A 22,013-nucleotide genomic window follows, 5' to 3' on the forward strand; every position below is an offset into this window, starting at 1 on the left:
GCTCAGATCTTACGCAGCCGCATGCGGGCAGCTTCGGCGTGCGCCTGCAGGCCCTCGCCTTCGGCCAGCGTGACGGCGATCGGGCCCAGCACCTGGGCGCCGGCCTCGCTGACCTCGATCAGGCTGGAGCGCTTCTGGAAGTCGTACACGCCCAGCGGGCTGGAAAAGCGCGCCGTGCCGCTGGTGGGCAGCACGTGGTTCGGCCCGGCGCAGTAGTCGCCCAGGCTTTCGCTGGTGAAGGCGCCCAGGAAGATCGCGCCAGCGTGGCGCAGCAGCGGCTCCCAACGATTCGGTTCGCTGCTGCTGACTTCCAGATGCTCAGGGGCGATGCGGTTGCTGATCTCGCAGGCCTCTTCCATGCTCTTCGTGTGGATCAGCGCGCCGCGGCCGTTGAGCGAGGCGGCGATGATTTCCGCGCGCGGCATGGCCGGCAGCAGGCGGTCGATCTCGGCCTGCACGCGGTCGATGTAGGCGGCGTCGGGGCACAGCAGGATGCTCTGGGCCAGCTCGTCGTGCTCGGCCTGGCTGAACAGGTCCATGGCCACCCACTCGGGCGGCGTGGTGCCGTCGGCCAGCACCAAAATTTCGCTCGGGCCCGCGATCATGTCGATGCCCACGGTGCCGAACACGCGGCGCTTGGCGGCTGCCACGTAGGCGTTGCCGGGGCCGGTGATCTTGTCGACGGCGGGGATGGTGGCGGTGCCGTAGGCCAGCGCCGCCACGGCCTGCGCGCCGCCGATGGTGAAGCCGCGCGTTACGCCGGCCACATAGGCGGCGGCGAGCACGAGCTGGTTCTTTTCGCCCTTCGGCGTCGGCACCACCATGATGATTTCGCCCACGCCCGCAACGTGCGCCGGAATGGCGTTCATCAGCACGCTCGACGGGTACGCGGCCTTGCCGCCCGGCACATAGATGCCGACGCGGTCGAGCGGCGTGACTTTCTGGCCGAGCAGCGTGCCATCGGCATCGCGGTAGCTCCAGCTTTCGCCGCTGGCCTTCTTCTGGGCCTCGTGATAGCTGCGCACACGGCGCGCGGCGGCTTCGAGCGCGTCGCGCTGAGCGGCCGGCAGCGCCTCGAAGGCGGCCTTGAGTTCGGCTTGCGTCAGCTCCAGCTCCGGCAGCGTCTTTGCATCGAGCTTGTCGAAGCGGTTGGTGTACTCCAGTACCGCATCGTCGCCGCGCTTCTGCACGTCGGCGAGGATGTCGGCCACCACCTTCTCGATGGCCGCGTCGTCGTCCGCGGACCAATGCAGCCGCGCCTTGAATTCAGCGTCGAAGCTGGCTGAAGTCGTGGACAGACGGGCGGGGGCTGCTTTCAGTTTCATCGTGTGTGTCGAGAAAAAATCTAACGGGACGGCTGCTATTCAAGATCGTTCGCAAGACGCGACGGCTTGTTGGCCAAGGGGCCTCGTATTTTGACGGTCGCTTCCAGAGCGCGGGCTGAAGCCCAGACGGCAAATACCGCGATCAGGGCACCCGCACCGCTGATGCGGCCGCCGATGGCCATGCCATAACCGGCAAAGGCCAGAGTTCCCAGCGCAAGCGCCAGGGCGAGACCCGCCGCAATACGGCTGCGGAAACGGGCAATGCCGAAAGCGCAGACGGCGTTCAAGGCGGCGTCGAACAGCCCGGCCTTGTCGCCGATCAGCGCAGAAACGGCCTGCAGCGCCGCGATGATCCACAGGGCCTTGGAGGCGTCCCGGATCATCTCGACGGCCGCATAGTGGCTATCGAGTCTCGAAAAAAAACTCTTCTTGTTCTCTTCGGACACGGCGCGCCTCAAGCCCCTGGAATGGCGGACGCAAACGCGTCGACGATGCGGCGGATCGGCTCGCGCTTGAGCTTGAGCGCGGCCTGGTTCACTACGAGGCGCGCGCTGATGTCCATGATGCGTTCGACCTCGACGAGATGGTTGGCCTTGAGCGTGTTGCCGGTCGAAACCAGGTCGACGATTGCGTCGGCCAGGCCCGTGAGCGGCGCCAGCTCCATGCTGCCGTAGAGCTTGATCAGGTCGACGTGCACGCCCTTGCTGGCGAAGAAGTCGCGCGACAGGCCCACGTACTTGGTCGCCACGCGCAGGCGCGAGCCCTGCTTCACGGCCGAGGCGTAGTCGTAGTCGGCGCGCACAGCCACGCTGAGGCGGCAGGCCGCGATGCGCAAATCGAGCGGCTGGTACATGCCCTGGTTGCCATGCTCGAGCAGCACGTCGAGGCCGGTCACGCCAAGGTCGGCGCCGCCGTACTGCACGTAGGTGGGCACGTCGGATGCACGCACCAGCACCACGCGCACGTCGGGGCGGGTTGTTTCGAGAATCAGCTTGCGCGACTTCTCGGGGTCTTCGGTGACCTCGATGCCGGCGGCCGCCAGCAGGGGCATCGTCTCTTCGAAGATGCGGCCTTTGGAAAGAGCCAAGGTGATCATGCGGCGGCAGCTCCGGTCAGTCGTTCGATGTCGGCGCCCAGGCCGCGCAGCTTGGACTCCATGCGGTCGTAGCCCCGGTCGAGGTGGTAGATGCGGTCGACCAGCGTCTCGCCCTCGGCCACGAGGCCGGCGATGACCAGGCTGGCCGAGGCGCGCAGGTCGGTGGCCATCACGGTGGCACCCGAGAGCTGCTGCACGCCCTCGACCATCGCCACCTTGCCCTCGACGTGGATGCGTGCGCCCAGGCGCACCATCTCGTTCACGTGCATGAAGCGGTTCTCGAAGATGGTCTCGGTGACCATCGAGGCGCCGCGCGCGATCACGTTCAGGGCCATGAACTGGGCCTGCATGTCGGTCGGAAAGCCCGGGTACTCGGTGGTGCTGAAGCTCTGCGCCTTCAGGTGTTCGTAGGCGGGGCCCTTGGAGCTGATGCGCACGCCGTCTTTTTCGAAGGCAACGGTGCAGCCCGCGTCGCGCAGCTTGTCGATCACGGCGTCGAGGTGGTCGCCGCGCGCGTGGCGCAGGAAGGCCTCGCCGCCCGTGGCCGCAACCGCGCACAGGAAGGTGCCGGCCTCGATGCGGTCAGCCACCACGGCGTGCTCGCAGCCGTGCAGCTTCTCGACGCCCTGGATGCGGATGTGGCTGGAGCCGTGGCCTTCGATCTTCGCGCCCATGCGGATCAGCATTTCCGCGAGGTCGACGATCTCGGGCTCCTGCGCGGCGTTTTCGAGCAGCGTTTCGCCCTCGGCCAGCGCGGCGGCCATGAGGAAGTTCTCGGTGCCGGTGACGGTGACCATGTCGGTCAGGATGCACGCGCCCTTCAGGCGGGTGCGGCCTTCGGGCAGGCGCGCGACCATGTAGCCGTGCTCGACCACGATCTCGGCGCCCATGGCCTGCAGGCCCTTGATGTGCTGGTCGACCGGCCGCGAGCCGATGGCGCAGCCGCCCGGCAGCGACACCTTGGCATGGCCGAAGCGCGCCAGCAGCGGGCCCAGGGCCAGCACGGAGGCGCGCATGGTCTTGACCAGCTCGTAGGGCGCCTCGGGGTTGCCGAGATCGCCGGCATTCAAGCGGACGGTGCCGTTGTCATCCCGCTCGGCCGTCACGCCCATGTTGCGCACCAGCTTGAGCATGGTCGACACGTCCTGCAGGCGCGGCACGTTGTGCAGCGTCACGGGCTGGTCGGTCAGCAGCGCCGCGCACAGCTCGGGCAGCGCGGCGTTCTTGGCGCCGGAAATGAGTACTTCGCCGCGGAGCTCTCGCCCGCCGCGAATCAGAAGTTTGTCCATCGAAGTTCCAGCGAAGTCAGGAGGCCACGAGGGGCCGGGAGTTATTTTTCCACTGCCGCCCATTCGGCCGGCGTGTAGGTCTTCATCGAAAGCGCGTGCACCTCGTCGGTGTGCATTTTCGCACCGAGGGTGGCGTAGACCCGCTGATGGCGCTGGATCGAGCGCTTGCCCTCGAATTCGGCCGAGACGATGATGGCGTACCAATGTCGGCCATCGCCCTCGAGCGTGATGTGCTCGCACGGGAGATGGGACTGGATCAGGGCCTGGAGTTGTTCGGCGGTCATGGGGTGTGGAAAGGCTTTTTCAGCCTCGAATTTTGTAGCCGATGCGAAGCAGGTGGACAGCGATGGCGCTCACCACCAGCCAGGCGGTGCCGACGATGCCCAGGCTGAGCCAGGGCGAGGCGTCGCTCACGCCGAAGAAGCCGTAGCGGAAGCCGTCGATCATGTAGAAGAACGGGTTCAGGTGGCTCACGCTCTGCCAGAACGGGGGCAGCGAACCGATCGAATAGAACACGCCCGACAGGAAGGTCATGGGCATGATCAGGAAGTTCTGGAACACCGCCATCTGGTCGAACTTCTCGGCCCAGAGACCGGCGATGAGGCCCAGCGTGCCCAACATGGCCGAGCCCAGCAGCGCGAACACGATGATCCAGACCGGCGCGACGAAACTCGGCTGCGCGAACAGCACCGTGACGACGAACACGCCCAGCCCCACGGCCAGCCCGCGGATGATCGACGAGCCCACATAGGCGAAGAACCAGCCCCAGTGCGACAGCGGCGTGAGCAGCACGAAGACCAGGTTGCCCATGATCTTGCTCTGGATGATCGACGACGAGCTGTTGGCAAAGGCGTTCTGCAGCACGCTCATCATCACGAGGCCGGGCACCAGGAAGGCCGTGTAGCCGACCGTGCCGTAGACCTTCACGTGGTCTTCGAGCACGTGGCCGAACACCATCAGGTACAGCAGCGCGGTGAGCACTGGCGCCCCCACGGTCTGGAAGCCGACCTTCCAGAAACGCAGCGTCTCCTTGTAGAGCAGCGCGCGCCAACCCGTGACGGCCATCATCGCGCGACCTCCAACGGGGTTTGCTCGCCTGCCATCAGGTCGATGAACACGTCTTCCAGGTCGGCCTTGCGCATTTCCACGTCTTCCACCGCGACGCCGGCTTCGCGGATGGCGGCCAGCAGTTGTTCGACTTCATGGGCGTTCTGCGCCGGCAGCTGCACGATGCGCCCGGTGATGCGCGCGTGCTGGGCAATGGCCCAGGGCAGCATGGCATCGGTCTTGAAGCGCAGCACGTTGCTCGCGGCCGATTTCAGCAGTTCGCTGGTGCGGTCGAGTGCGATCACGCGGCCCTGCTTGAGCATCGCGATGCGGCTGCACAGTGCCTCGGCCTCTTCGAGGTAATGGGTGGTGAGCAGCACGGTGCTGCCCTGCTTGTTGAGCCGGGCGACGAACTGCCAGAGCGTCTGGCGCAGTTCCACGTCGACACCGGCCGTGGGCTCGTCGAGCACGATCACCGGCGGCTTGTGCACCAGCGCCTGTGCCACCAGCACCCGGCGCTTCATGCCGCCCGAGAGCTGGCGCATATTGGCCGTGGCCTTGTCGGCGAGGCCCAGGCTTTGCAGCAGCTCGTCGATCCAGGCCTCGTTGTTCTTGATGCCGAAGTAGCCCGACTGGATGCGCAGCGATTCACGCACGTTGAAGAAGGGGTCGAACACCAGCTCCTGCGGCACGATGCCAAGCTGGCGGCGCGCCTGCGCAAAGTCGCGCTGCACGTCGAAGCCATGGACGCTGATGGCACCGGCCGTGGGCCGCGACAGGCCCGCGAGCATGCTGATCAGGGTGGTCTTGCCCGCGCCGTTCGGGCCGAGCAGGCCGAAGAATTCGCCCGGTTCGATCTGGAAGCTGACCTCGTCGACAGCCTTGAGCCCTGGCTTGCCCTGGGCTTTTTGTTGTCTGGAGGGGGGGTAGGTCTTGGAGACCGATTGAAATGAAATCGCGGGCATGGGAGCCCGCGATTTTAAGGGGCCGTTACTTTTTCAGGGCGCGGCGGGCAAAAGGCCCGCAATGCCATACAGCGCCGCGAGTTCGCGCAAGCGAGGCGACAGGCCTTTGACGGAGAAGCCGCGGCCCAGCGCGCTCGACTCGCGCCTGCATTCGAGCAGTACAGCCAGCGCCGATGAATCGAACTGGGCCAGCGCGGTCGCGTCGACCACAGTGGACGACGAGTCGGCCTGGCCTTTCAGCCCCTGCTGCAGCATGCGCATGCAGGCGGGGGCCTCGTCGTGAGTGAGTCGGGTGGGCAGGACCAGCATCGCGTGCGCCCGGTCAGCCCTTGCTGTTGCCCTTGTTGCGCGCGGCCAGCGCGGCGATCAGGCCGTCGATGCCGTTCTTGTTGATTTCCTGCGCGAACTGGGTGCGGTAGGTGTCGACCAGCCACACGCCCAGCACATTCAGGTTGTAGACCTTCCAGCCGGCGCCCTGGCCGGGGGTCTTTTCGAGGCGGTAGTCGAGCTGAACCGGATCGCCACGGCCCTGGACCTCGGTGCGCACCAGCACGTCCTTGTCGTCGGGCGAGCCGCGGAACGGGCGGATGGTGACGGTCTGGTCGGTCACCTGGTCGAGCGCGCCGGCATAAGTGCGCACCAGCAGGGCCTTGAACTCGTCCTGCAGGCGTTTTTGCTGCTCGGGCGTTGCAGTGCGCCAGGCCGGGCCGACTGCCGAGGCCGTCATGCGCTGGAAGTTGACGTTGGGCATGATCTTGCTGTCGACCAGCAGCATGATCTTGTTGACGTCGCCCGACTTGATGGACGAGTCGGCCTTGATCGTTTCGAGCACGTCGGTCGAGAGGCGCTTGACGAGCGCATCGGGCGCTTCGTCGGCGGCACGGGCGGGCTGGACGAAGGCGACAGCCGCACCGAACAGCAGGGCACCGGCCAGCACCAGGCGGCCAAGATCGCGACGTTGCAAGGTCTTGTTGTTCATGAAGAGTCCCTCATTCAAGTTTGAAAATCTGCAGGCACCCGGAAAAACCGGGTGCTGAGACAGGAACGGATTCGAGCCCCCTGGGGCCGACCGGGTTCCTGTCCGGGAGGTGAAGCCTTGCAACCGGATGCAAGCAGCCTCCCCTCCTCTTGCGGCTTACTTGTCGCCGCCACCACCGTCGCTGCCACCGCCGTCATCCGGCGGATTGCCGTCGTAGACCTGGCTGCGGCGGCGCTGCAGGAACGCATCGCGCGTGAACGAATACTTGTCGAGCGCCGCATCGCCGAGCAGGCGGCTCGCGCGCAGGTACTGCGAGCGCGTGTCGACGATGCGCAGCACCGTCAGCGAATTGCGCCAGGGGATGTCTTCCACATGGCCCAGCGGGTCGCCGTACATGTCGAGCGGCTTGGCTGCGGTGTCGCGCAGCGTCGAGGAGCCCAGCAGCGGCAGCACGACGTACGGGCCCGGGCCCACGCCCCAGTAGCCCAGCGTCTGGCCGAAGTCTTCCTCGTGACGGGGAATGCCGGCCTCGGTTGCCACGTCCAGCAGGCCGCCGAGCCCGAAGAAGGTGTTGACGTTCAGGCGCATGAATGTCTCGGCGCTGTTCTGCAGCTTGAGCTGGGCCACGTTGTTGGCCAGGCTCCAGACATCGCCGATGTTGCCGAAGAAGTTGTTCACGCCGGTGCGCACCATCGAAGGCAGCGCCTTCTGGTAGGCCGTGGCCACGGGAACGAGCACTGCATCGTCAACGGTGTCGTTGAAGCGCGAGACCCCGCGGTTGAACGGCTCGAGAGGGTCGGCCGGATTGGCGTTGGGTCCGGTGGCGCAACCGGCCATCAGTGCAAGAAAAGCTGCGGCGCCCACCCAACGGGCGCGAATTGCTACGTTATTCATAGCAGAAGACAAAAAAGATCGTGTTTTCATTTCTTGTTGGCTGTTCCAGGCGTCGAATTGCCTTCGGCCGCCTTGCTGTACAGGAACTGGCTGATCAGGTTTTCCAGCACCACGGCCGACTGGGTCGAGGTGATGGTGTCGCCGGCCTGCAAGTTCTTGTCTTCGGCGCCCGCCTCGATCCCGATGTACTGCTCACCGAGCAGGCCACTGGTCAGGATCTTGAGCGAGCTGTCCTTGGGAAAACTGTAGCGGTTTTGCAAAGCCAGCGTGACGTCGGCCTGAAAGGACTTGTCGTTGAAGGAGATGGATTCCACACGGCCGACCACAACCCCCGCGCTTTTCACAGCGGTTTGCGGCTTGAGCCCGCCGATGTTGTCGAAGCGCGCGGTCACCGAATAGGTCTTCTGGAAATTCAGGCTCAGCAGGTTGGCCGACTGCAGCGCGAGAAACAGCAGCGCCGCCGCGCCGATCAGCACGAACAGGCCGACCCAGATGTCGTTGTTGGAACGTTGCATGGTTTGACTCTCTGTCTAGAACGATGGAGGCCGAGCCTCTTTAGATACTGAACATCATGGCGGTCAGGAGGAAGTCCAGCCCCAGCACCGCCAGCGATGCCGTCACCACGGTCCGCGTGGTCGCGCGCGACACGCCTTCGGGCGTGGGCTGGGCTTCGTAGCCCTGCAGCAGCGCGATGAAGGTCACGGTAAAACCGAAGACGATGCTCTTGATGACGCCGTTGCCGACGTCGCGCCACACATCGACGCCGCCCTGCATCTGGCCCCAGAACGCGCCCGGGTCGACACCCAGCATCAGCACGCCCACCACGTAGCCGCCCATGATGCCGACCGCGCTGAACACAGCCGCCAGCAGCGGCATGGTGATGACGCCAGCCCAGAAACGCGGCGCGAGCACGCGCTGCACCGGATCGATCGCCATCATTTCCATGGCGCTCAGCTGCTCATCGGCCTTCATGAGACCGATCTCGGCAGTGAGCGATGTGCCCGCGCGCCCGGTGAACAGCAAGGCCGCCACCACGGGCCCGAGCTCGCGCACCAGGCTCAGCGTGACCAGCAGGCCGAGCGCTTCGGAAGAACCGTAGCGCTGCAGCGCGTAGTACATCTGCAGCCCGAGCACGAAGCCCACGAACAGCCCCGACACGCCGATGATCGCGAGCGAGTAGTTACCCAGGAAATGGATCTGGTCACGCACCAGCCCGAAGCGGCGCATGATCTGCGCGCCCGGGCCGACCAAGCGCATGAACAGCTTCGCGCCATAGCCCAGGTTGGCCAGATGGCGGCGCACGCCGAAGCCGACGTCTGCGGGCTTCCACCAGCTCATGAGCGCCCTCCTTCGACATTGCCGAAGTCGTCCTCGATGCTGACGCCGGGGTAGTGGAAACGCACCGGCCCGTCGGGCAGCGCATTGACGAACTGATGGACCAGCGGATCGGCGCTGTGGCGCACTTCGTCGGGCGTGCCCTGTGCGGCGATGCCGCCGTTGGCCAGGATGATCACATGGTCGGCGATGCGGAAGGTTTCTTCGAGATCGTGCGACACGATGATGCTTGTGAGCCCGAGCGTGTCGTTGAGCTGGCGGATCAAACGCGCGGCGGTGCCGAGCGAGATCGGGTCGAGCCCGGCGAAAGGTTCGTCGTACATCACGAGGTCGGGGTCGAGCGCGATGGCGCGCGCGAGCGCCACGCGCCGCGCCATGCCGCCCGACACCTCGCTGGGCATCAGGTCGCGCGCACCGCGCAGGCCGACGGCATCGAGCTTCATGAGCACCACGTCGCGCACCAGCGCTTCGGAGAGTTGTGTGTGCTCGCGCAGCGGAAACGCCACGTTGTCGAACACGGTCATGTCGGTGAACAGCGCGCCGAACTGGAACAGCATGCCCATGCGACGCCGCGCTGCATAGAGCGAGGTTGCATCGAACTTGCCGACATCGTGGCCGTCGAAGAGCACCTCGCCGCGCTGGGCCTTCTGCTGCCCGCCGATCAGGCGAAGCACGGTGGTCTTGCCACCGCCCGATGCCCCCATCAGAGCCGTTACCTTGCCTCGCGGCACGGAGAACGAAACGCCGTCGAGGATGGCGCGTGCGCCATAGCCGAACGTGACGTCGCGGAACTCTACGAAGGGATGTGGCAGTGGTGCGGCTGGGTCCATCTCAATAAAAAAGCCGGGCGCTTTTTCAAGCATCCCGGCATGCGGTTTGACGCGGATGATAACGGGGCCGTGGCCGGCCCCGCGAAATTGAAACAAAATTCAGCGCGGCAGGTCGCTGAACCCCATCAGGAACTCATCCACCGAGCGCGCGGCCTGTCGGCCTTCACGAATGGCCCACACCACCAGCGACTGTCCGCGGCGGATGTCGCCGGCGGCAAAAACCTTCGGAATGTTGGTGACATAGCCGCCGATGAAGTCGACCGTGGCCTTGGCGTTGCCGCGGGCATCCTTCTCCACGCCGAAGGCGTCGAGCACGGTGGCCACGGGGCTGATGAAGCCCATCGCGAGCAGCACCAGGTCGGCCTTGAGGATCTGCTCGCTGCCGGCCACTTCCTGCATCTTGCCGTCCTTCCATTCGACGCGAACGGTCTTCAGGCCGGTGACCTTGCCCTTTTCGCCGATGAATTCCTTGGTGGAGATCGCGAACTCGCGCTCGCAGCCCTCTTCATGGCTGGAGCTGGTGCGCAGCTTGATCGGCCAGTACGGCCAGGTCAGCGGGCGGTTTTCTTCCTCGGGCGGCTGGGGCATCAGCTCGAACTGCGTGACGCTGACCGCGCCATGGCGGTTGCTGGTGCCCACGCAGTCGGAGCCGGTGTCGCCACCGCCGATGACGATCACGTGCTTGCCGTCGGCGCGCAGCTGGCCCTTGACCTTGTCGCCCGCGTTGACACGGTTCTGCTGAGGCAAAAACTCCATCGCGAAGTGGATGCCGTCGAGGTCGCGGCCGGGCGCCGGCAGGTCGCGCGACTGCTCGGCACCGCCTGTGAGCAGCACGGCGTCGAACTCTTTCTGCAGTTGCTCGGGCGTGACGGTTTCCTTGGCCAGGTTCGTGACCTTGGAGCCCTTGCCCAGCGGGTCTTTCGCGGCACCGACCATCACGCCGGTGCGGAAGGTCACGCCTTCGGCCTTCATCTGCTCGACGCGGCGATCGATGTGCGACTTCTCCATCTTGAAGTCGGGAATGCCGTAGCGCAGCAGGCCGCCGATGCGGTCGTTCTTCTCGAACAGCGTCACGTCGTGGCCGGCGCGCGCGAGCTGCTGTGCGGCCGCCATGCCGGCCGGGCCCGAACCCACCACTGCCACCTTCTTGCCGGTCTTGTGCTTGGCGACGCGCGGCGCCACCCAGCCTTCGTCCCAGGCGCGGTCGATGATCGCGTGCTCCAGCGACTTGATGCCGACCGCGTCGTCGTTCACGTTGAGCACGCAGGCTGCCTCGCAGGGCGCGGGGCAGATGCGGCCGGTGAACTCGGGAAAGTTGTTGGTCGAGTCGAGCACCGCGAAGGCGTTTTGCCAGTCGTTGCGGTACACGAGGTCGTTGAAGTCCGGAATGATGTTGTTGACCGGGCAGCCGCTGTTGCAGAACGGCGTGCCGCAGTCCATGCAGCGCGCGCCCTGCACCTTGGCCTGCTCGGTATCCAGGCCGACGACGAATTCCTTGTAGTGCTTGACGCGCTCTTCGATGGGCTTGTAGCCCTCTTCGACACGCTCATGCTCCATGAAGCCGGTGATCTTTCCCATCGTGCTTTCCTTTGTTCTCTGTACTCGTGGGCGCTCAGACCGAAGCCGGGGCCGTTTGCGGTGCGGGAGCCAGCGCGTGCGGCTCGAGGCCGATGTGCGCGTTGTTGCCGCTGCTGGTGAGCTCGACCTTGCGGTCGTGCAGCTCGGCCAGCGCGCGCTTGTATTCGTTCGGGAACACCTTCACGAACTTCGTGCGCGACACGGCCCAGTTGTCGAGCAGCTCGCGTGCGCGCTTGCTGCCGGTCCAGCGGTGGTGCTCTTCGAGCAGCTTCTTCAGCTGCGCTTCGTCGGTGACGCCGCCGTGCCAGATCTTGCGATGCACGCTCGCGGTCTGCTCGGCCGAGGTCAGCACCTTGTCGAGCGAAACCATCGAGAGGTTGCAGCGCGTGGCGAACTGGCCGTCTTCGTCGTAGACGAAGGCAACGCCACCGCTCATGCCGGCCGCGAAGTTGCGGCCCGTCTTGCCGAGCACGGCCACCGTGCCGCCGGTCATGTATTCGCAGCCGTGGTCGCCGGTGCCTTCGATGACCGCCGTGGCACCCGACAGGCGCACCGCAAAACGCTCGCCGGCCACGCCGCACAGGTAGGCCTCGCCGGTGGTCGCGCCGTACAGCGCGGTGTTGCCGACGATGGTGTTGCGCACCGCTTCACCGCGGAAGTCGAGGCTGGGGCGCACCACCACGCGGCCGCCCGAAAGGCCCTTGCCGGTGTAGTCGTTGGCGTCGCCGATCAGGTACAGCGTGATGCCGCGTGCCAGGAAGGCGCCGAACGACTGGCCGCCCGTGCCTTCGAGCTGGATGCGGATCGAGTCGTCGGGCAAGCCCTGCGGGTGCACCTTGGTCAGCGCGCCGGAGAGCATTGCGCCCACCGAGCGGTTGACGTTGCGCGCCACCTCGATGAACTGCACCTTCTCGCCCTTGTCGATGGCGGGACGCGATTTTTCGATGAGCTTCACGTCCAGCGCCTTGTCGAGGCCGTGATCCTGGTTCTCGACATGGAAGCGCGGCACGTCGGCCGGCACGTTAGGCAGCGCGAACAGGCGGCTGAAGTCCAGGCCCGAAGCCTTCCAGTGCTCGATGCCCTTGCGCATGTCGAGCAGGTCGGCGCGGCCGATCAGGTCGTCGAACTTGCGGATGCCGAGCTGGGCCATGATCTGGCGCACTTCTTCGGCAACGAAGAAGAAGTAGTTGACGACATGCTCGGGCTTGCCCGAGAACTTCTTGCGCAGCACCGGGTCTTGCGTGGCCACGCCCACCGGGCAGGTGTTCAGGTGGCACTTGCGCATCATGATGCAGCCCTCGACCACCAGCGGGGCGGTGGCAAAGCCGAACTCATCGGCGCCCAGCAGCGCGCCGATGGCGACGTCGCGGCCGGTCTTCATCTGGCCGTCGGCCTGCACGCGGATGCGGCTGCGCAGGCGGTTGAGCACCAGCGTCTGCTGCGTTTCGGCCAGGCCGATTTCCCACGGACTGCCCGCATGCTTGATCGACGACCAGGGCGAGGCGCCCGTGCCGCCGTCATGGCCGGCGATCACGACGTGGTCGCTCTTGCACTTGGCCACGCCGGCCGCGATGGTGCCCACGCCGATTTCGCTCACCAGCTTCACGCTGATGCTGGCGTGCGGGGCGGTGTTCTTCAGGTCGTGAATGAGCTGCGCCAAGTCTTCGATCGAGTAGATGTCATGGTGCGGCGGCGGCGAAATGAGGCCCACGCCCGGCACGGCATAGCGCTGCTTGCCGATGTACTCGGTGACCTTGCCGCCCGGCAGCTGACCGCCCTCGCCCGGCTTGGCGCCCTGCGCCATCTTGATCTGGATCTGGTCGGCCGAATGCAGGTACTCGGCTGTGACGCCGAAGCGGCCCGACGCGACCTGCTTGATGCGCGAACGCAGCGAGTCGCCGTCCTTCAGCGGCAGGTCGACCTCGACGTTCTCGGCGCCGATCACGCTCTTGAGCGTGTCGCCCAGCTTGATCGGGATGCCCTTGAGCTCGTTGCGGTAGCGTGCGGGGTCTTCGCCGCCTTCGCCGGTGTTGCTCTTGCCGCCGATGCGGTTCATGGCAATGGCGAGCGTGGAGTGCGCCTCGGTGCTGATCGAGCCGAGCGACATCGCGCCGGTGGCAAAGCGCTTGACGATATCGGCGGCGGATTCGACTTCGTCCACCGGAATGGCCTTGGCCGGATCGATCTTGAACTCGAACAGGCCGCGCAGCGTGAGGTGACGGCGGTTCTGGTCGTTGATGAGCTGCGCGTATTCCTTGTACGTGTTCCAGTTGTTGGAGCGCGTGCTGTGCTGCAGCTTGGCGATGGCGTCGGGCGTCCACATGTGCTCTTCGCCGCGCGTGCGCCAGGCGTATTCGCCGCCTGCGTCGAGCATGTTGGAGAGCACCGGGTCGTCGCCGAAGGCGGCCTTGTGCATGCGGATGGCTTCCTCGGCGATCTCGAAGACGCCGATGCCTTCCACACGGCTGGCGGTGCCGGTGAAGTACTTGTTCACCGTCTCGCTGTTCAGGCCGATGGCTTCGAACAGCTGCGCGCCGCAGTAGCTCATGTAGGTGCTGACACCCATCTTCGACATGATCTTCGACAGGCCCTTGCCGATGGCCTTGACGTAGTTGTAGACCGCCTTGTCGGCGCTCAGGTCGCCCGGCAGGTCGGCGTGCATGGCCGCCAGCGTTTCCATGGCGAGGTAGGGGTGCACGGCTTCGGCGCCATAGCCCGCCAGCACGCCGAAGTGATGCACTTCGCGGGCCGAGCCAGTCTCGACCACCAAGCCGGCGGTGGTGCGCAGGCCTTCGCGCACGAGGTACTGGTGCACGGCCGACAGGGCCAGCACGGCGGGAATGGCCACTTGCGTCGGGCTCACGCCGCGGTCACTGATGATCAGGATGTTGTGGCCGCCCTTGATGGCGTCCACCGCTTCGGCGCACAGCGAGGCCAGCTTGGCTTCGACGCCTTCGTCGCCCCAGGCGAGCGGGTAGGTGATGTCGAGCGCATAGCTCTTGAACTTGCCCTGCGTGTACTTGCCGATGTCGCGCAGCTTCGCCATGTCGGCGAAGTCGAGGATCGGCTGGCTCACTTCGAGCCGCATCGGCGGGTTGACCTGGTTGATGTCCAGCAGGTTGGGCTTGGGGCCGATGAAGGACACCAGCGACATCACGATGGCTTCGCGGATCGGGTCGATCGGCGGGTTCGTCACCTGCGCGAACAACTGCTTGAAGTAGTTGTACAGCGGCTTGTTCTTGCTGGAGAGTACGGCCAGCGGGCTGTCGTTGCCCATGGAGCCGATGCCCTCTTCGCCGGCTTGCGCCATCGGGCTCATCAGGAACTTGATGTCTTCCTGGGTGTAGCCGAAGGCCTGCTGGCGGTCGAGCAGCGCGACCTGGCTCAGCGGCGCGGAGACCGGCTCGGCCTTGACGCTGTCGAGCTTGATGCGCAGGTTCTCGATCCACTGCTTGTAGGGCTTGCTGTTGGCGAGGTTGGACTTGACCTCCTCGTCGTCGATCAGGCGGCCCTGCTCCAGGTCGATGAGGAACATCTTGCCGGGCTGCAGGCGCCACTTGCGCACGATCTTCTGTTCGGGCACGGGCAGCACGCCCGATTCCGACGCCATGATGACCAGGTCGTCATCGGTCACGCAGTAGCGCGAGGGGCGCAGGCCGTTGCGGTCGAGCGTGGCGCCGATCTGGCGGCCGTCGGTGAACACGATGGAGGCCGGGCCGTCCCACGGCTCGAGCATGGCGGCGTGGTACTCATAGAACGCGCGGCGGCGCGGGTCCATGGTGGCGTGCTGTTCCCAGGGCTCGGGAATCATCATCATCACGGCCTGGCTGATGGGGTAGCCAGCCATCGTCAGCAGCTCGAGGCAGTTGTCGAAGGTGGCGGTGTCGGACTGGCCGGCGAAGCTGATGGGGTAGAGCTTCTGCAGGTCGGCGCCCAGAACCGGCGACGACATCACGCCTTCACGTGCCTTCATCCAGTTGTAGTTGCCCTTGACCGTGTTGATTTCGCCGTTGTGGGCGACGTAGCGGTACGGGTGGGCCAGCGGCCACTCGGGGAAGGTGTTGGTCGAGAAGCGCTGGTGCACCAGGCCCAGGGCCGAGACGCAGCGCTTGTCCTGCAGGTCGAGGTAGTAGGTACCGACCTGGTCGGCCAGCAGCAGGCCTTTGTAGACCACGGTGCGGCTCGACATGCTGGGAACGTAGTATTCCTTGCTGTGCTTGAGCTTCAGGCGCTGGATGTTGGCACTGGCGGTCTTGCGGATCACGTAGAGCTTGCGTTCCAGCGCGTCCTGCACGATCACGTCGTTGCCGCGGCCGATGAAGACCTGGCGCAGCAGCGGCTCTTTTTCGCGCACGGTGGGCGACATGGGCATGTCGCGGTTGACCGGCACGTCGCGCCAGCCGAGCAGCACCTGGCCTTCGGCCTTGATGGCGCGTTCCATCTCTTGTTCGCAGGCCTCGCGCGAGGCGTGTTCCTTCGGCAGGAAGATCATGCCGACGCCGTACTCGCCCGGCGGGGGCAGCGTGACGCCCTGCTTCGCCATTTCTTCGCGGTACAGGTGGTCGGGCAACTGGATCAGGATGCCAGCGCCGTCGCCCATCAGCTTGTCAGCGCCCACGGCGCCGCGATGGTCGAGGTTTTCGAGGATCTTCAAGCCCTGCAGCACGATGGCATGGCTTTTTTCGCCCTTGATGTGTGCAACGAAGCCGACGCCGCAGGCATCGTGCTCGTCGGCACCGGAATACAGACCGTGTTCTTGGAGATGTTGAATCTCGGCAGCCGTCGTCATGGGCGCGCTCCTTCAGTTTTCGCAGGGAAAGGGAGCATATTGCGATGCACAAAGAATGCCAAACACTTTAATAGGGGTCAGATTCTTATTAAATGTTGAGTTTTCTTATCGGAATTAAATTAGGGACATATCAAAAACAGGAGCACAAAGACCAATCGGTGCAATGAATTGGTGCCGCTTTTCAGCTCAGGATGAGCTGTTCGAAGGCGGCCGGCCGGCCTTGGCTTTGACCACCCGGCGGTCGGTGGACTTCTGCAGGCCGTCGAGAAAATCGTCGTCACCGGCAGCCCAGCCCCGCAAGGTGGCTTCGGTCAGCGCGCTTTGGTCAGCCGCGCGTACCCCGCCGCGCACCAACTCGACATACGCGGCCTCCCGCGCGAACGGCGTGTTGCCAAGCTCCCAGTACAGCGGATGCGGCGTCAGCAACCGGTCGTGCCGCAGCCCGGCGTAGTGGCCGTGGCTGGACCACGGAAAGTCGCGCGCATCGGCCACCATGCCCGCCCGCACCGGGTTGAGGTCGATGTAGGCCATGCAGGTCAGCAGGTAGCGGTCGGTCTGGATCAGCGTCGACCGGTAGCGGCCTTCCCACAGCGTGCCGCTGCGGCCGTGGCGGTCGTTGAAGTAGCGCACGTAGCTGCGACCCACCGACTGCATGAACTGGGGCAGGCCGGTGGTGCTGTTGGGCGTGGCCAGCAGATGAAAGTGGTTGTCCATCAACACATAGGCATGCAGCGCGATGCCGAAGCGCGTGGCGTTCTCGGCCAGCAGCGCGAGCAGCTTCTCGTGATCCGCCCGGTCCATGAAGATCGGCTGGCGGTTGTTGCCGCGCTGAATCACATGGTGCGGCATGTCGGCCAGCGTGAGGCGGGGAAGGCGGGCCATGGGGTATGCGGACGCGAGTTGCGCGCCAGCGTTCAGGCGAGACGGAAGCGCGTGTCGCCCAGCGTGTCGAGCCCGAACTGCGCCAGCAACTCGCGCAGCCGCGTCGCCGCACTCGCCTTGCGCTGGCCCGTGTAGCGCGCCAGGATCAGTTCGTTCTTCATGCTGTGCTCCCAGCCGACCAGTTCGGTCACCGTAACGCTGTAGCCGTTGGCTTCGAGATACAAGCAGCGCAGCACGTTGGTGAGCTGGCTGCCGATTTCGCGCGTGTGCAGCGGATGGCGCCACAGCTCGGCCAGCGGTGTACGCGAGAGTGCCAGCGCCTTGGTTTCGCGCAGGCAGGCGGCCACTTCGGCCTGGCAGCAGGGCACGAGCACCATGCAGCGCGCCTTCTTGGCCAGGCCAAAGGCGATGGCGTCGTCGGTGGCGGTGTCGCAGGCGTGCAGCGCGGTGACCACGTCGATCTGCTCCGGCAGTTCGCTTGCCTGCGCCGATTCGGCCACGGTGAGGTTCAGGAACGACATGCGGTCGAAGCCCAGCCGCTGCGCCAGCGCACGCGAGCGCTCGACCAGTTCGCCGCGCGTCTCGATGCCGTAGACATGGCCGCTGCTGCCCTGCCGCGCCCGAAAGAACAGGTCGTAGATGATGAAGCCGAGGTACGACTTGCCCGCGCCATGGTCGGCCAGCGTGGCGCCTGCGCCCTCTTCCGGCAACTCGCGCAGCAGCTGCTCGATGAACTGGAACAGGTGGTAGACCTGCTTGAGCTTGCGCCGCGAGTCCTGGTTGAGCCGCCCCTCGCGGGTGAGGATGTGCAGCTCCTTGAGCAACTCGACGGACTGGCCAGGGCGCAGGGCATCGGCCAGCTCGGCATCAGCCTTGACTGCCTTGTTCGTCTTCGTCACCGGTTTCGATGCGGCTTTGGTGTTCATGGCTTGGCACTCCCGGGGCCGACGTCGAGCGCCGCCCAGCCATCGGACCCCAGCGCTTCGAGCGTGTCGATGTTGCGCTCGAAGATGGCCTCCGCCTCGGGGAACGCCTCGACCGCGCGGCTCACGCTGTCCTCGCGCAGCAGGTGCAGCGTGGGGTATGGCGCGCGGTTGGTGGCGTTGCCGAGGTCGTCGGCTTCGGTGCCGGCGAACTGGAACTGCGGATGAAAGCTCGCCAGCTGGAACACGCCGTCGAAACCGGCGCGCGCAAGCCGGCGTTCGGCACGCGCCGCGAAATCGTTGAAGTCCAGGAAGTCGGCCAAGGTGTTCGGTGCAATCAGAAGTGTGGTGTCGCGCACGGCGGCGTCGAGCGCTGCGAGGTCTTTGGCTTCGGCCAGTAGCGCATCCATCAGGTCAGCCGCTTCGGTGGGCTCGTACACGGCGTAGTGAATCTGCGCCTTCACGTGCACGGCCTTTGCGAAGGGGCACAGGTTGAGGCCGATCACCGCGCGTTCGAGCCAGCGCCGCGTGTCCGCTTCGGCCTGGGCGGCTGCAATTGTCGTCGGATGGGTCATGCCATCTCCGCCGCAGGGCGAATCCGCCCCAGTCGCCGCGCGATCGCCATGCCGGCCAGCGAACAGGCCAGCGTGGCCGTCCAGGTCCAGTGCCAGCCGCCAACGCAGTGGGCCAGCCACGCCACCGCGGGCGGGGCCAGGAACTGGCCGAGCGAGGAAGCCTGCTGCATGAGGCCGACGGTCGTCGACACGGTGGTGGGCCCGGGTGCCAGCCGCACGCCCAGCAGGAACAGCGTGGCCGGCACCATGCCGCCGCCCAGCGAGAAGGCGCAGACGGCGATGTAGCGCAGCGCGGGCGGCAGGCCCAGGGCGTCGGCGCCCTGCCCTGTTTGCGCGAAGGCGGCCACGCCGCCCAGCGCCATCGTCAGGAAGCCGAGTTGCAGCAGGCGTTCGGGCGCCACACCGCGCTGCAGCCAGCGGCCGCCGGCAATGTTGCCGACGATGTTCATCGCGGCCGCGAGCGCGGTGAGCACCGCGTTCCAGGCGGCCGGCACGCCCGCACCCGCATAGATGGCGGGCAGGAAGCCGATGACGGCCATCCACTGCGACGAGTACACGGCGAACGTCAGCGCGATCAGCCAGGGTGCACGCGCACCGACAGTGGCGCGCAGGCGCGATGACCAGCCTTCGCTGGGCTGGCCTGCCGCTGCCTGGCGGGTGCGATCAGCAGGCACGACCGTCCACAGCCAGAGCGCAGCACCGGCCGAAACGAGCGACAGCGCCCACCACCAGCCCGTCCAGCCGCCCCAGGCGATCAGGGCGGGCCCGAGCAGCAGCGCCAAGGCCACGCCGAGCGGCATGTAGGCGCCCCAGAGGCCCAGCGCCGCTTTGTCCGCGCCCGGCGGGGTCAGGGCGCGGATCAGCCCTGGTCCCGGCATGACCGCCAGCAGGAAGCCGATGCCTTCGATGCCGCGCAGCAGAAGCAGCCATTGCACGGCGTGCGCGCCGCCATCTGCACTGGTGCCGACCAGGCCTCCCAGCAGGCTCGCGACCGTCAGCACGAACAGCCCTGTCAGCATGCTGCGGCGCAGGCCGATGGTGTCGGCCGCAAGCCCGACCAGCAACCCCAGGGTCATGCTTGCGACCTGCACGAGCGACAAAAGGAATCCCGCCTCGACCAGGCCGATGCCGAGCGATGCCTGCAGCGCCGGCACGGCAGGCGGCAGCTTGCCCAAGTGCAGGGCTCCGCTGACGCCGCCCAGCAGGACGGCAAAGGCGGCGACGGGAACTCGCGGACGTGCTGGGACGGAACTCACGCGATCCCCCGGCGGCCTGTGAGCCGCTCGTGTTCACGCATTGCGAAGCGGTCGGTCATGCCTGCGATGTAGTCGGCCACGGCGCGGTGCCTGTCGCCGCGCTCAGCGAAGGAAGTTGGCATTTCGGCACTGCGCTCGAGATAGGCCTCGAACAACTCCCGCACCACGTCGCGTGCTTGGTCGGTGGTCTGGGTGACCTGCGGATGCCGGTAAAGGTTGTGGAAGAGAAAGCGCTTCAGGTCTTCCGACTGGGCCTGCATGGTGCCGCTGAACGCGACAACGGGCGGAGCCTTGCGCACCGCGTCGGCATCGGCCGGAGCGAGGACTTCGAGCGCCGCACGCGTCGCGTCGATCACGTCGTAGACCTGCGCGCTCAGCATGCGCCGGATGGTTTCGTAGAGCACGCGCCGACCCTGCAGCTGCGGGTGTTCGGCAAGAGCCTCGCGGCGATGGCGCTCGAACAGCTCGATCTCGGACAGTTGCTCGACGCTGATGAGCCCCGAGCGCACGCCGTCGTCGATGTCGTGGGCGTTGTAGGCGATGGCATCGGCGAGGTTGCACAGCTGCGCCTCGAGGGCCGGCTGCGTGCGGTCCAGGAAGCGCCGGGCTACACCCCCGGGCTCAGCCGCCTCGATGCGCTCCGCATTCGCGCGGGAGCAGTGCTTGAGGATGCCCTCGCGGGTCTCGAAGCTGAGATTCAGCCCGTCGTACTGCGGATAGCGATGCTCCAGCGCATCGACCACACGCAGGCTCTGCAGGTTGTGCTCGAAGCCACCATGCCCGGCCATGCAGTCGTTGAGCGCGTCCTGGCCCGCATGGCCGAAGGGCGTGTGGCCCAGGTCATGGGCCAGCGCAATCGCTTCGACCAGGTCTTCGTTGATGCGCAGGGCCCGGGCGATCGAGCGGCCCAGCTGGGCAACTTCCAGCGAGTGCGTGAGCCGGGTGCGGAACAGATCGCCCTCGTGGTTCAGGAACACCTGCGTCTTGTAGACCAGTCGTCGAAAGGCCGTGGAATGCACGATGCGGTCACGGTCGCGCTGGAAGGCATCACGCGTAGGCGCGGGCGGCTCCGCATGCCGACGGCCGCGCGACCGCGCGGGCAGGCAGGCATAGGCCGCGAGACTCATCCCGCGCAGCACTGCGCGAGCACTTCGCGCACCAGCGCGTCAGGCGCGCTGCGGACCACGGCGGAGCCGGGTCGGTCGATCACCACGAAGCGGATCTCACCGGCTTCCGATTTCTTGTCGACGCGCATCAGCTCCAGATAGCGCTCGGCTCCCAGCGCGGGGCCGACGACCGGCAGGCCGGCGCGCTCGATCAGGCGCGTGAGCCGATCGACGAATGCAACATCGACGCCCCCGAGCCGCTGCGACAGGTGCACAGCCATGACCATGCCGCAGCCAACAGCCTCGCCGTGCAGCCATTCGCCATAGCCGAGGCCCGATTCGATCGCGTGGCCGAAGGTGTGGCCGAAATTGAGAATCGCGCGCAGGCCGGTCTCGCGCTCGTCCTGGCCGACCACCAGCGCCTTGATCTCGCAGCTGCGCTTGACGGCGCAGGCCAGCGCGGCGGGGTCTCTTGCGACGAGGGCGTCAATGTTCGCCTCGATCCAGTCGAAGAAGGCCATGTCGTGGATCGGGCCGTACTTGATGACTTCGGCCAGGCCGGCGCTCAGTTCGCGCGGGGGCAGCGTCTGCAGCGTGGACAGATCACAAACCACGAGCTGCGGCTGGTAGAACGCGCCGATCATGTTCTTGCCGAGCGGGTGATTGATGGCCGTCTTGCCGCCAACCGAGGAATCGACCTGCGCCAGCAGCGTGGTCGGCACCTGCACGAAAGGCACGCCGCGCATGTAGCTGGCGGCGGCGAAGCCGGTCATATCGCCCACCACGCCGCCGCCTAGGGCGAACAGCACGGTCTTGCGGTCGCTGCCATGGCCCAGCAGGTCGTCGAAGATCAGGTTCAGGGTCTGCAGGTTCTTGTAGACCTCGCCGTCGGGCAACTCGAGCAGGTGAACCGTGCGGAAGCGGTCCGCCAGGGCAGCCTGCAGCGCCTTGGCGTAAAGCGGCGCCACCGTGGTGTTGCTGACGATCAGGGCCGTGGCTGCGGCCGGCGTGACGGCAAAGCTCTGGGGGTCGTCCAGCAGGCCAGCGCCGATCAGGATCGGATAGCTGCGGTCGCCGAGCTGGATGTCGACGCGTTCTGGCGGGGCGGAAAGTACGGGCAGGGACATGGGCAGCGAGTTTAGGC

21 protein-coding genes are annotated in these 22,013 nt (G+C 66.2%); all 21 read right to left on the reverse strand.

Translation table 11 applies throughout. The features are described 5' to 3' along the window. Positions 1 to 2: 2 nt before the first annotated feature. A complete protein-coding gene (gene hisD, locus NWF24_RS25410; RefSeq protein ID WP_258350961.1) occupies positions 3 to 1,325 on the reverse strand; it encodes a histidinol dehydrogenase in 1,323 nt (440 codons plus the stop codon). A 35-nt stretch (positions 1,326 to 1,360) separates the two neighbouring features. Next, positions 1,361 to 1,771, reverse strand: a complete 411-nt coding sequence (locus NWF24_RS25415) for a hypothetical protein (protein ID WP_258350962.1) — start codon at positions 1,769 to 1,771, stop codon at positions 1,361 to 1,363. 8 nt (positions 1,772 to 1,779) lie between these two features. Further along, complete coding sequence (gene hisG / locus NWF24_RS25420) at positions 1,780 to 2,421, reverse strand: ATP phosphoribosyltransferase (protein WP_258350963.1); 642 nt, start codon at positions 2,419 to 2,421, stop codon at positions 1,780 to 1,782. Then, positions 2,418 to 3,710: a UDP-N-acetylglucosamine 1-carboxyvinyltransferase gene (murA, locus tag NWF24_RS25425; RefSeq protein ID WP_258350964.1), complete on the reverse strand. Its 1,293-nt coding sequence runs from the start codon at positions 3,708 to 3,710 to the stop codon at positions 2,418 to 2,420. Before murA ends, hisG begins: the two co-directional genes overlap by 4 nt. Before the next feature lie 41 nt (positions 3,711 to 3,751). Next, on the reverse strand, positions 3,752 to 3,994 hold the full coding sequence (locus NWF24_RS25430) for a BolA family protein (protein WP_258350965.1): 243 nt from the start codon (positions 3,992 to 3,994) through the stop codon (positions 3,752 to 3,754). Between the two features lie 19 nt (positions 3,995 to 4,013). Beyond that, a complete protein-coding gene (locus NWF24_RS25435; protein WP_258350966.1) occupies positions 4,014 to 4,778 on the reverse strand; it encodes an ABC transporter permease in 765 nt (254 codons plus the stop codon). After that, on the reverse strand, positions 4,775 to 5,722 hold the full coding sequence (locus NWF24_RS25440) for an ABC transporter ATP-binding protein (RefSeq protein ID WP_093048586.1): 948 nt from the start codon (positions 5,720 to 5,722) through the stop codon (positions 4,775 to 4,777). The genes NWF24_RS25435 and NWF24_RS25440 overlap by 4 nt, the downstream gene beginning before the upstream one ends. A gap of 33 nt (positions 5,723 to 5,755) precedes the next feature. After that, a complete protein-coding gene (locus NWF24_RS25445) occupies positions 5,756 to 6,031 on the reverse strand; it encodes an STAS domain-containing protein (protein WP_093048583.1) in 276 nt (91 codons plus the stop codon). A gap of 13 nt (positions 6,032 to 6,044) precedes the next feature. Next, positions 6,045 to 6,701 (reverse strand): MlaC/ttg2D family ABC transporter substrate-binding protein, encoded by a 657-nt coding sequence (locus NWF24_RS25450; protein WP_258350967.1) that lies wholly within the window; start codon positions 6,699 to 6,701, stop codon positions 6,045 to 6,047. A 156-nt stretch (positions 6,702 to 6,857) separates the two neighbouring features. Next, entirely contained in the window at positions 6,858 to 7,595 is a 738-nt protein-coding gene (locus NWF24_RS25455; protein ID WP_258350968.1) for an MlaA family lipoprotein, read from the reverse strand. Positions 7,596 to 7,621: 26 nt separating this feature from the next. Next, positions 7,622 to 8,110, reverse strand: coding sequence for an outer membrane lipid asymmetry maintenance protein MlaD (mlaD, locus tag NWF24_RS25460; protein WP_093048574.1), 489 nt, complete (start codon positions 8,108 to 8,110; stop codon positions 7,622 to 7,624). A gap of 40 nt (positions 8,111 to 8,150) precedes the next feature. Next, the gene (gene mlaE / locus NWF24_RS25465; protein ID WP_258350970.1) at positions 8,151 to 8,933 is read right to left on the reverse strand and encodes a lipid asymmetry maintenance ABC transporter permease subunit MlaE; all 783 of its coding nucleotides are present in this window, start codon (positions 8,931 to 8,933) and stop codon (positions 8,151 to 8,153) included. Then, positions 8,930 to 9,793 (reverse strand): ABC transporter ATP-binding protein, encoded by an 864-nt coding sequence (locus tag NWF24_RS25470; protein ID WP_258350971.1) that lies wholly within the window; start codon positions 9,791 to 9,793, stop codon positions 8,930 to 8,932. The genes mlaE and NWF24_RS25470 overlap by 4 nt, the downstream gene beginning before the upstream one ends. A 66-nt stretch (positions 9,794 to 9,859) precedes the next feature. Continuing rightward, positions 9,860 to 11,338 carry a glutamate synthase subunit beta gene (locus NWF24_RS25475; protein ID WP_258350972.1) on the reverse strand — a complete coding sequence of 493 codons (1,479 nt, stop codon included), beginning with the start codon at positions 11,336 to 11,338 and terminating at the stop codon, positions 9,860 to 9,862. Between the two features lie 34 nt (positions 11,339 to 11,372). Then, positions 11,373 to 16,127 (reverse strand): glutamate synthase-related protein, encoded by a 4,755-nt coding sequence (locus NWF24_RS25480; RefSeq protein ID WP_258350973.1) that lies wholly within the window; start codon positions 16,125 to 16,127, stop codon positions 11,373 to 11,375. 186 nt (positions 16,128 to 16,313) lie between these two features. After that, on the reverse strand, positions 16,314 to 17,009 hold the full coding sequence (locus NWF24_RS25485; RefSeq protein ID WP_258350974.1) for a transposase: 696 nt from the start codon (positions 17,007 to 17,009) through the stop codon (positions 16,314 to 16,316). Between the two features lie 32 nt (positions 17,010 to 17,041). Continuing rightward, positions 17,042 to 17,935, reverse strand: a complete 894-nt coding sequence (locus NWF24_RS25490) for a class I SAM-dependent methyltransferase (RefSeq protein WP_258350975.1) — start codon at positions 17,933 to 17,935, stop codon at positions 17,042 to 17,044. Beyond that, complete coding sequence (locus tag NWF24_RS25495) at positions 17,932 to 18,507, reverse strand: DUF1415 domain-containing protein (RefSeq protein WP_258350976.1); 576 nt, start codon at positions 18,505 to 18,507, stop codon at positions 17,932 to 17,934. The genes NWF24_RS25490 and NWF24_RS25495 overlap by 4 nt, the downstream gene beginning before the upstream one ends. Continuing rightward, positions 18,504 to 19,763 (reverse strand): MFS transporter, encoded by a 1,260-nt coding sequence (locus NWF24_RS25500; protein WP_258350977.1) that lies wholly within the window; start codon positions 19,761 to 19,763, stop codon positions 18,504 to 18,506. The genes NWF24_RS25495 and NWF24_RS25500 overlap by 4 nt, the downstream gene beginning before the upstream one ends. After that, positions 19,760 to 20,890 carry a deoxyguanosinetriphosphate triphosphohydrolase gene (locus tag NWF24_RS25505; protein WP_258350978.1) on the reverse strand — a complete coding sequence of 377 codons (1,131 nt, stop codon included), beginning with the start codon at positions 20,888 to 20,890 and terminating at the stop codon, positions 19,760 to 19,762. The genes NWF24_RS25500 and NWF24_RS25505 overlap by 4 nt, the downstream gene beginning before the upstream one ends. Next, positions 20,887 to 21,996, reverse strand: a complete 1,110-nt coding sequence (aroB, locus tag NWF24_RS25510) for a 3-dehydroquinate synthase (RefSeq protein ID WP_258350979.1) — start codon at positions 21,994 to 21,996, stop codon at positions 20,887 to 20,889. Before aroB ends, NWF24_RS25505 begins: the two co-directional genes overlap by 4 nt. Positions 21,997 to 22,013: the final 17 nt, after the last annotated feature.

The organism is Variovorax paradoxus (assembly GCF_024734665.1).
Classification (GTDB): Bacteria; Pseudomonadota; Gammaproteobacteria; order Burkholderiales; family Burkholderiaceae_C; genus Variovorax.

What these genes read in the sequence shown, in the direction of transcription:
- NWF24_RS25455 (WP_258350968.1), bottom strand. Translation starts at nt 7,595, where the DNA reads ATGAATAACGTAGCAATTCGCGCCCGTTGGGTGGGCGCCGCAGCTTTT.
- NWF24_RS25450 (WP_258350967.1), bottom strand. Translation starts at nt 6,701, where the DNA reads ATGAACAACAAGACCTTGCAACGTCGCGATCTTGGCCGCCTGGTGCTG.
- NWF24_RS25475 (WP_258350972.1), bottom strand. Translation starts at nt 11,338, where the DNA reads ATGGGAAAGATCACCGGCTTCATGGAGCATGAGCGTGTCGAAGAGGGC.
- mlaD (WP_093048574.1), bottom strand. Translation starts at nt 8,110, where the DNA reads ATGCAACGTTCCAACAACGACATCTGGGTCGGCCTGTTCGTGCTGATC.
- NWF24_RS25495 (WP_258350976.1), bottom strand. Translation starts at nt 18,507, where the DNA reads ATGACCCATCCGACGACAATTGCAGCCGCCCAGGCCGAAGCGGACACG.
- NWF24_RS25505 (WP_258350978.1), bottom strand. Translation starts at nt 20,890, where the DNA reads ATGAGTCTCGCGGCCTATGCCTGCCTGCCCGCGCGGTCGCGCGGCCGT.
- NWF24_RS25435 (WP_258350966.1), bottom strand. Translation starts at nt 4,778, where the DNA reads ATGATGGCCGTCACGGGTTGGCGCGCGCTGCTCTACAAGGAGACGCTG.
- NWF24_RS25440 (WP_093048586.1), bottom strand. Translation starts at nt 5,722, where the DNA reads ATGCCCGCGATTTCATTTCAATCGGTCTCCAAGACCTACCCCCCCTCC.
- murA (WP_258350964.1), bottom strand. Translation starts at nt 3,710, where the DNA reads ATGGACAAACTTCTGATTCGCGGCGGGCGAGAGCTCCGCGGCGAAGTA.
- NWF24_RS25430 (WP_258350965.1), bottom strand. Translation starts at nt 3,994, where the DNA reads ATGACCGCCGAACAACTCCAGGCCCTGATCCAGTCCCATCTCCCGTGC.
- NWF24_RS25470 (WP_258350971.1), bottom strand. Translation starts at nt 9,793, where the DNA reads ATGCTTGAAAAAGCGCCCGGCTTTTTTATTGAGATGGACCCAGCCGCA.
- hisG (WP_258350963.1), bottom strand. Translation starts at nt 2,421, where the DNA reads ATGATCACCTTGGCTCTTTCCAAAGGCCGCATCTTCGAAGAGACGATG.
- NWF24_RS25445 (WP_093048583.1), bottom strand. Translation starts at nt 6,031, where the DNA reads ATGCTGGTCCTGCCCACCCGACTCACTCACGACGAGGCCCCCGCCTGC.
- mlaE (WP_258350970.1), bottom strand. Translation starts at nt 8,933, where the DNA reads ATGAGCTGGTGGAAGCCCGCAGACGTCGGCTTCGGCGTGCGCCGCCAT.
- NWF24_RS25490 (WP_258350975.1), bottom strand. Translation starts at nt 17,935, where the DNA reads ATGAACACCAAAGCCGCATCGAAACCGGTGACGAAGACGAACAAGGCA.
- NWF24_RS25485 (WP_258350974.1), bottom strand. Translation starts at nt 17,009, where the DNA reads ATGGCCCGCCTTCCCCGCCTCACGCTGGCCGACATGCCGCACCATGTG.
- NWF24_RS25480 (WP_258350973.1), bottom strand. Translation starts at nt 16,127, where the DNA reads ATGACGACGGCTGCCGAGATTCAACATCTCCAAGAACACGGTCTGTAT.
- aroB (WP_258350979.1), bottom strand. Translation starts at nt 21,996, where the DNA reads ATGTCCCTGCCCGTACTTTCCGCCCCGCCAGAACGCGTCGACATCCAG.
- hisD (WP_258350961.1), bottom strand. Translation starts at nt 1,325, where the DNA reads ATGAAACTGAAAGCAGCCCCCGCCCGTCTGTCCACGACTTCAGCCAGC.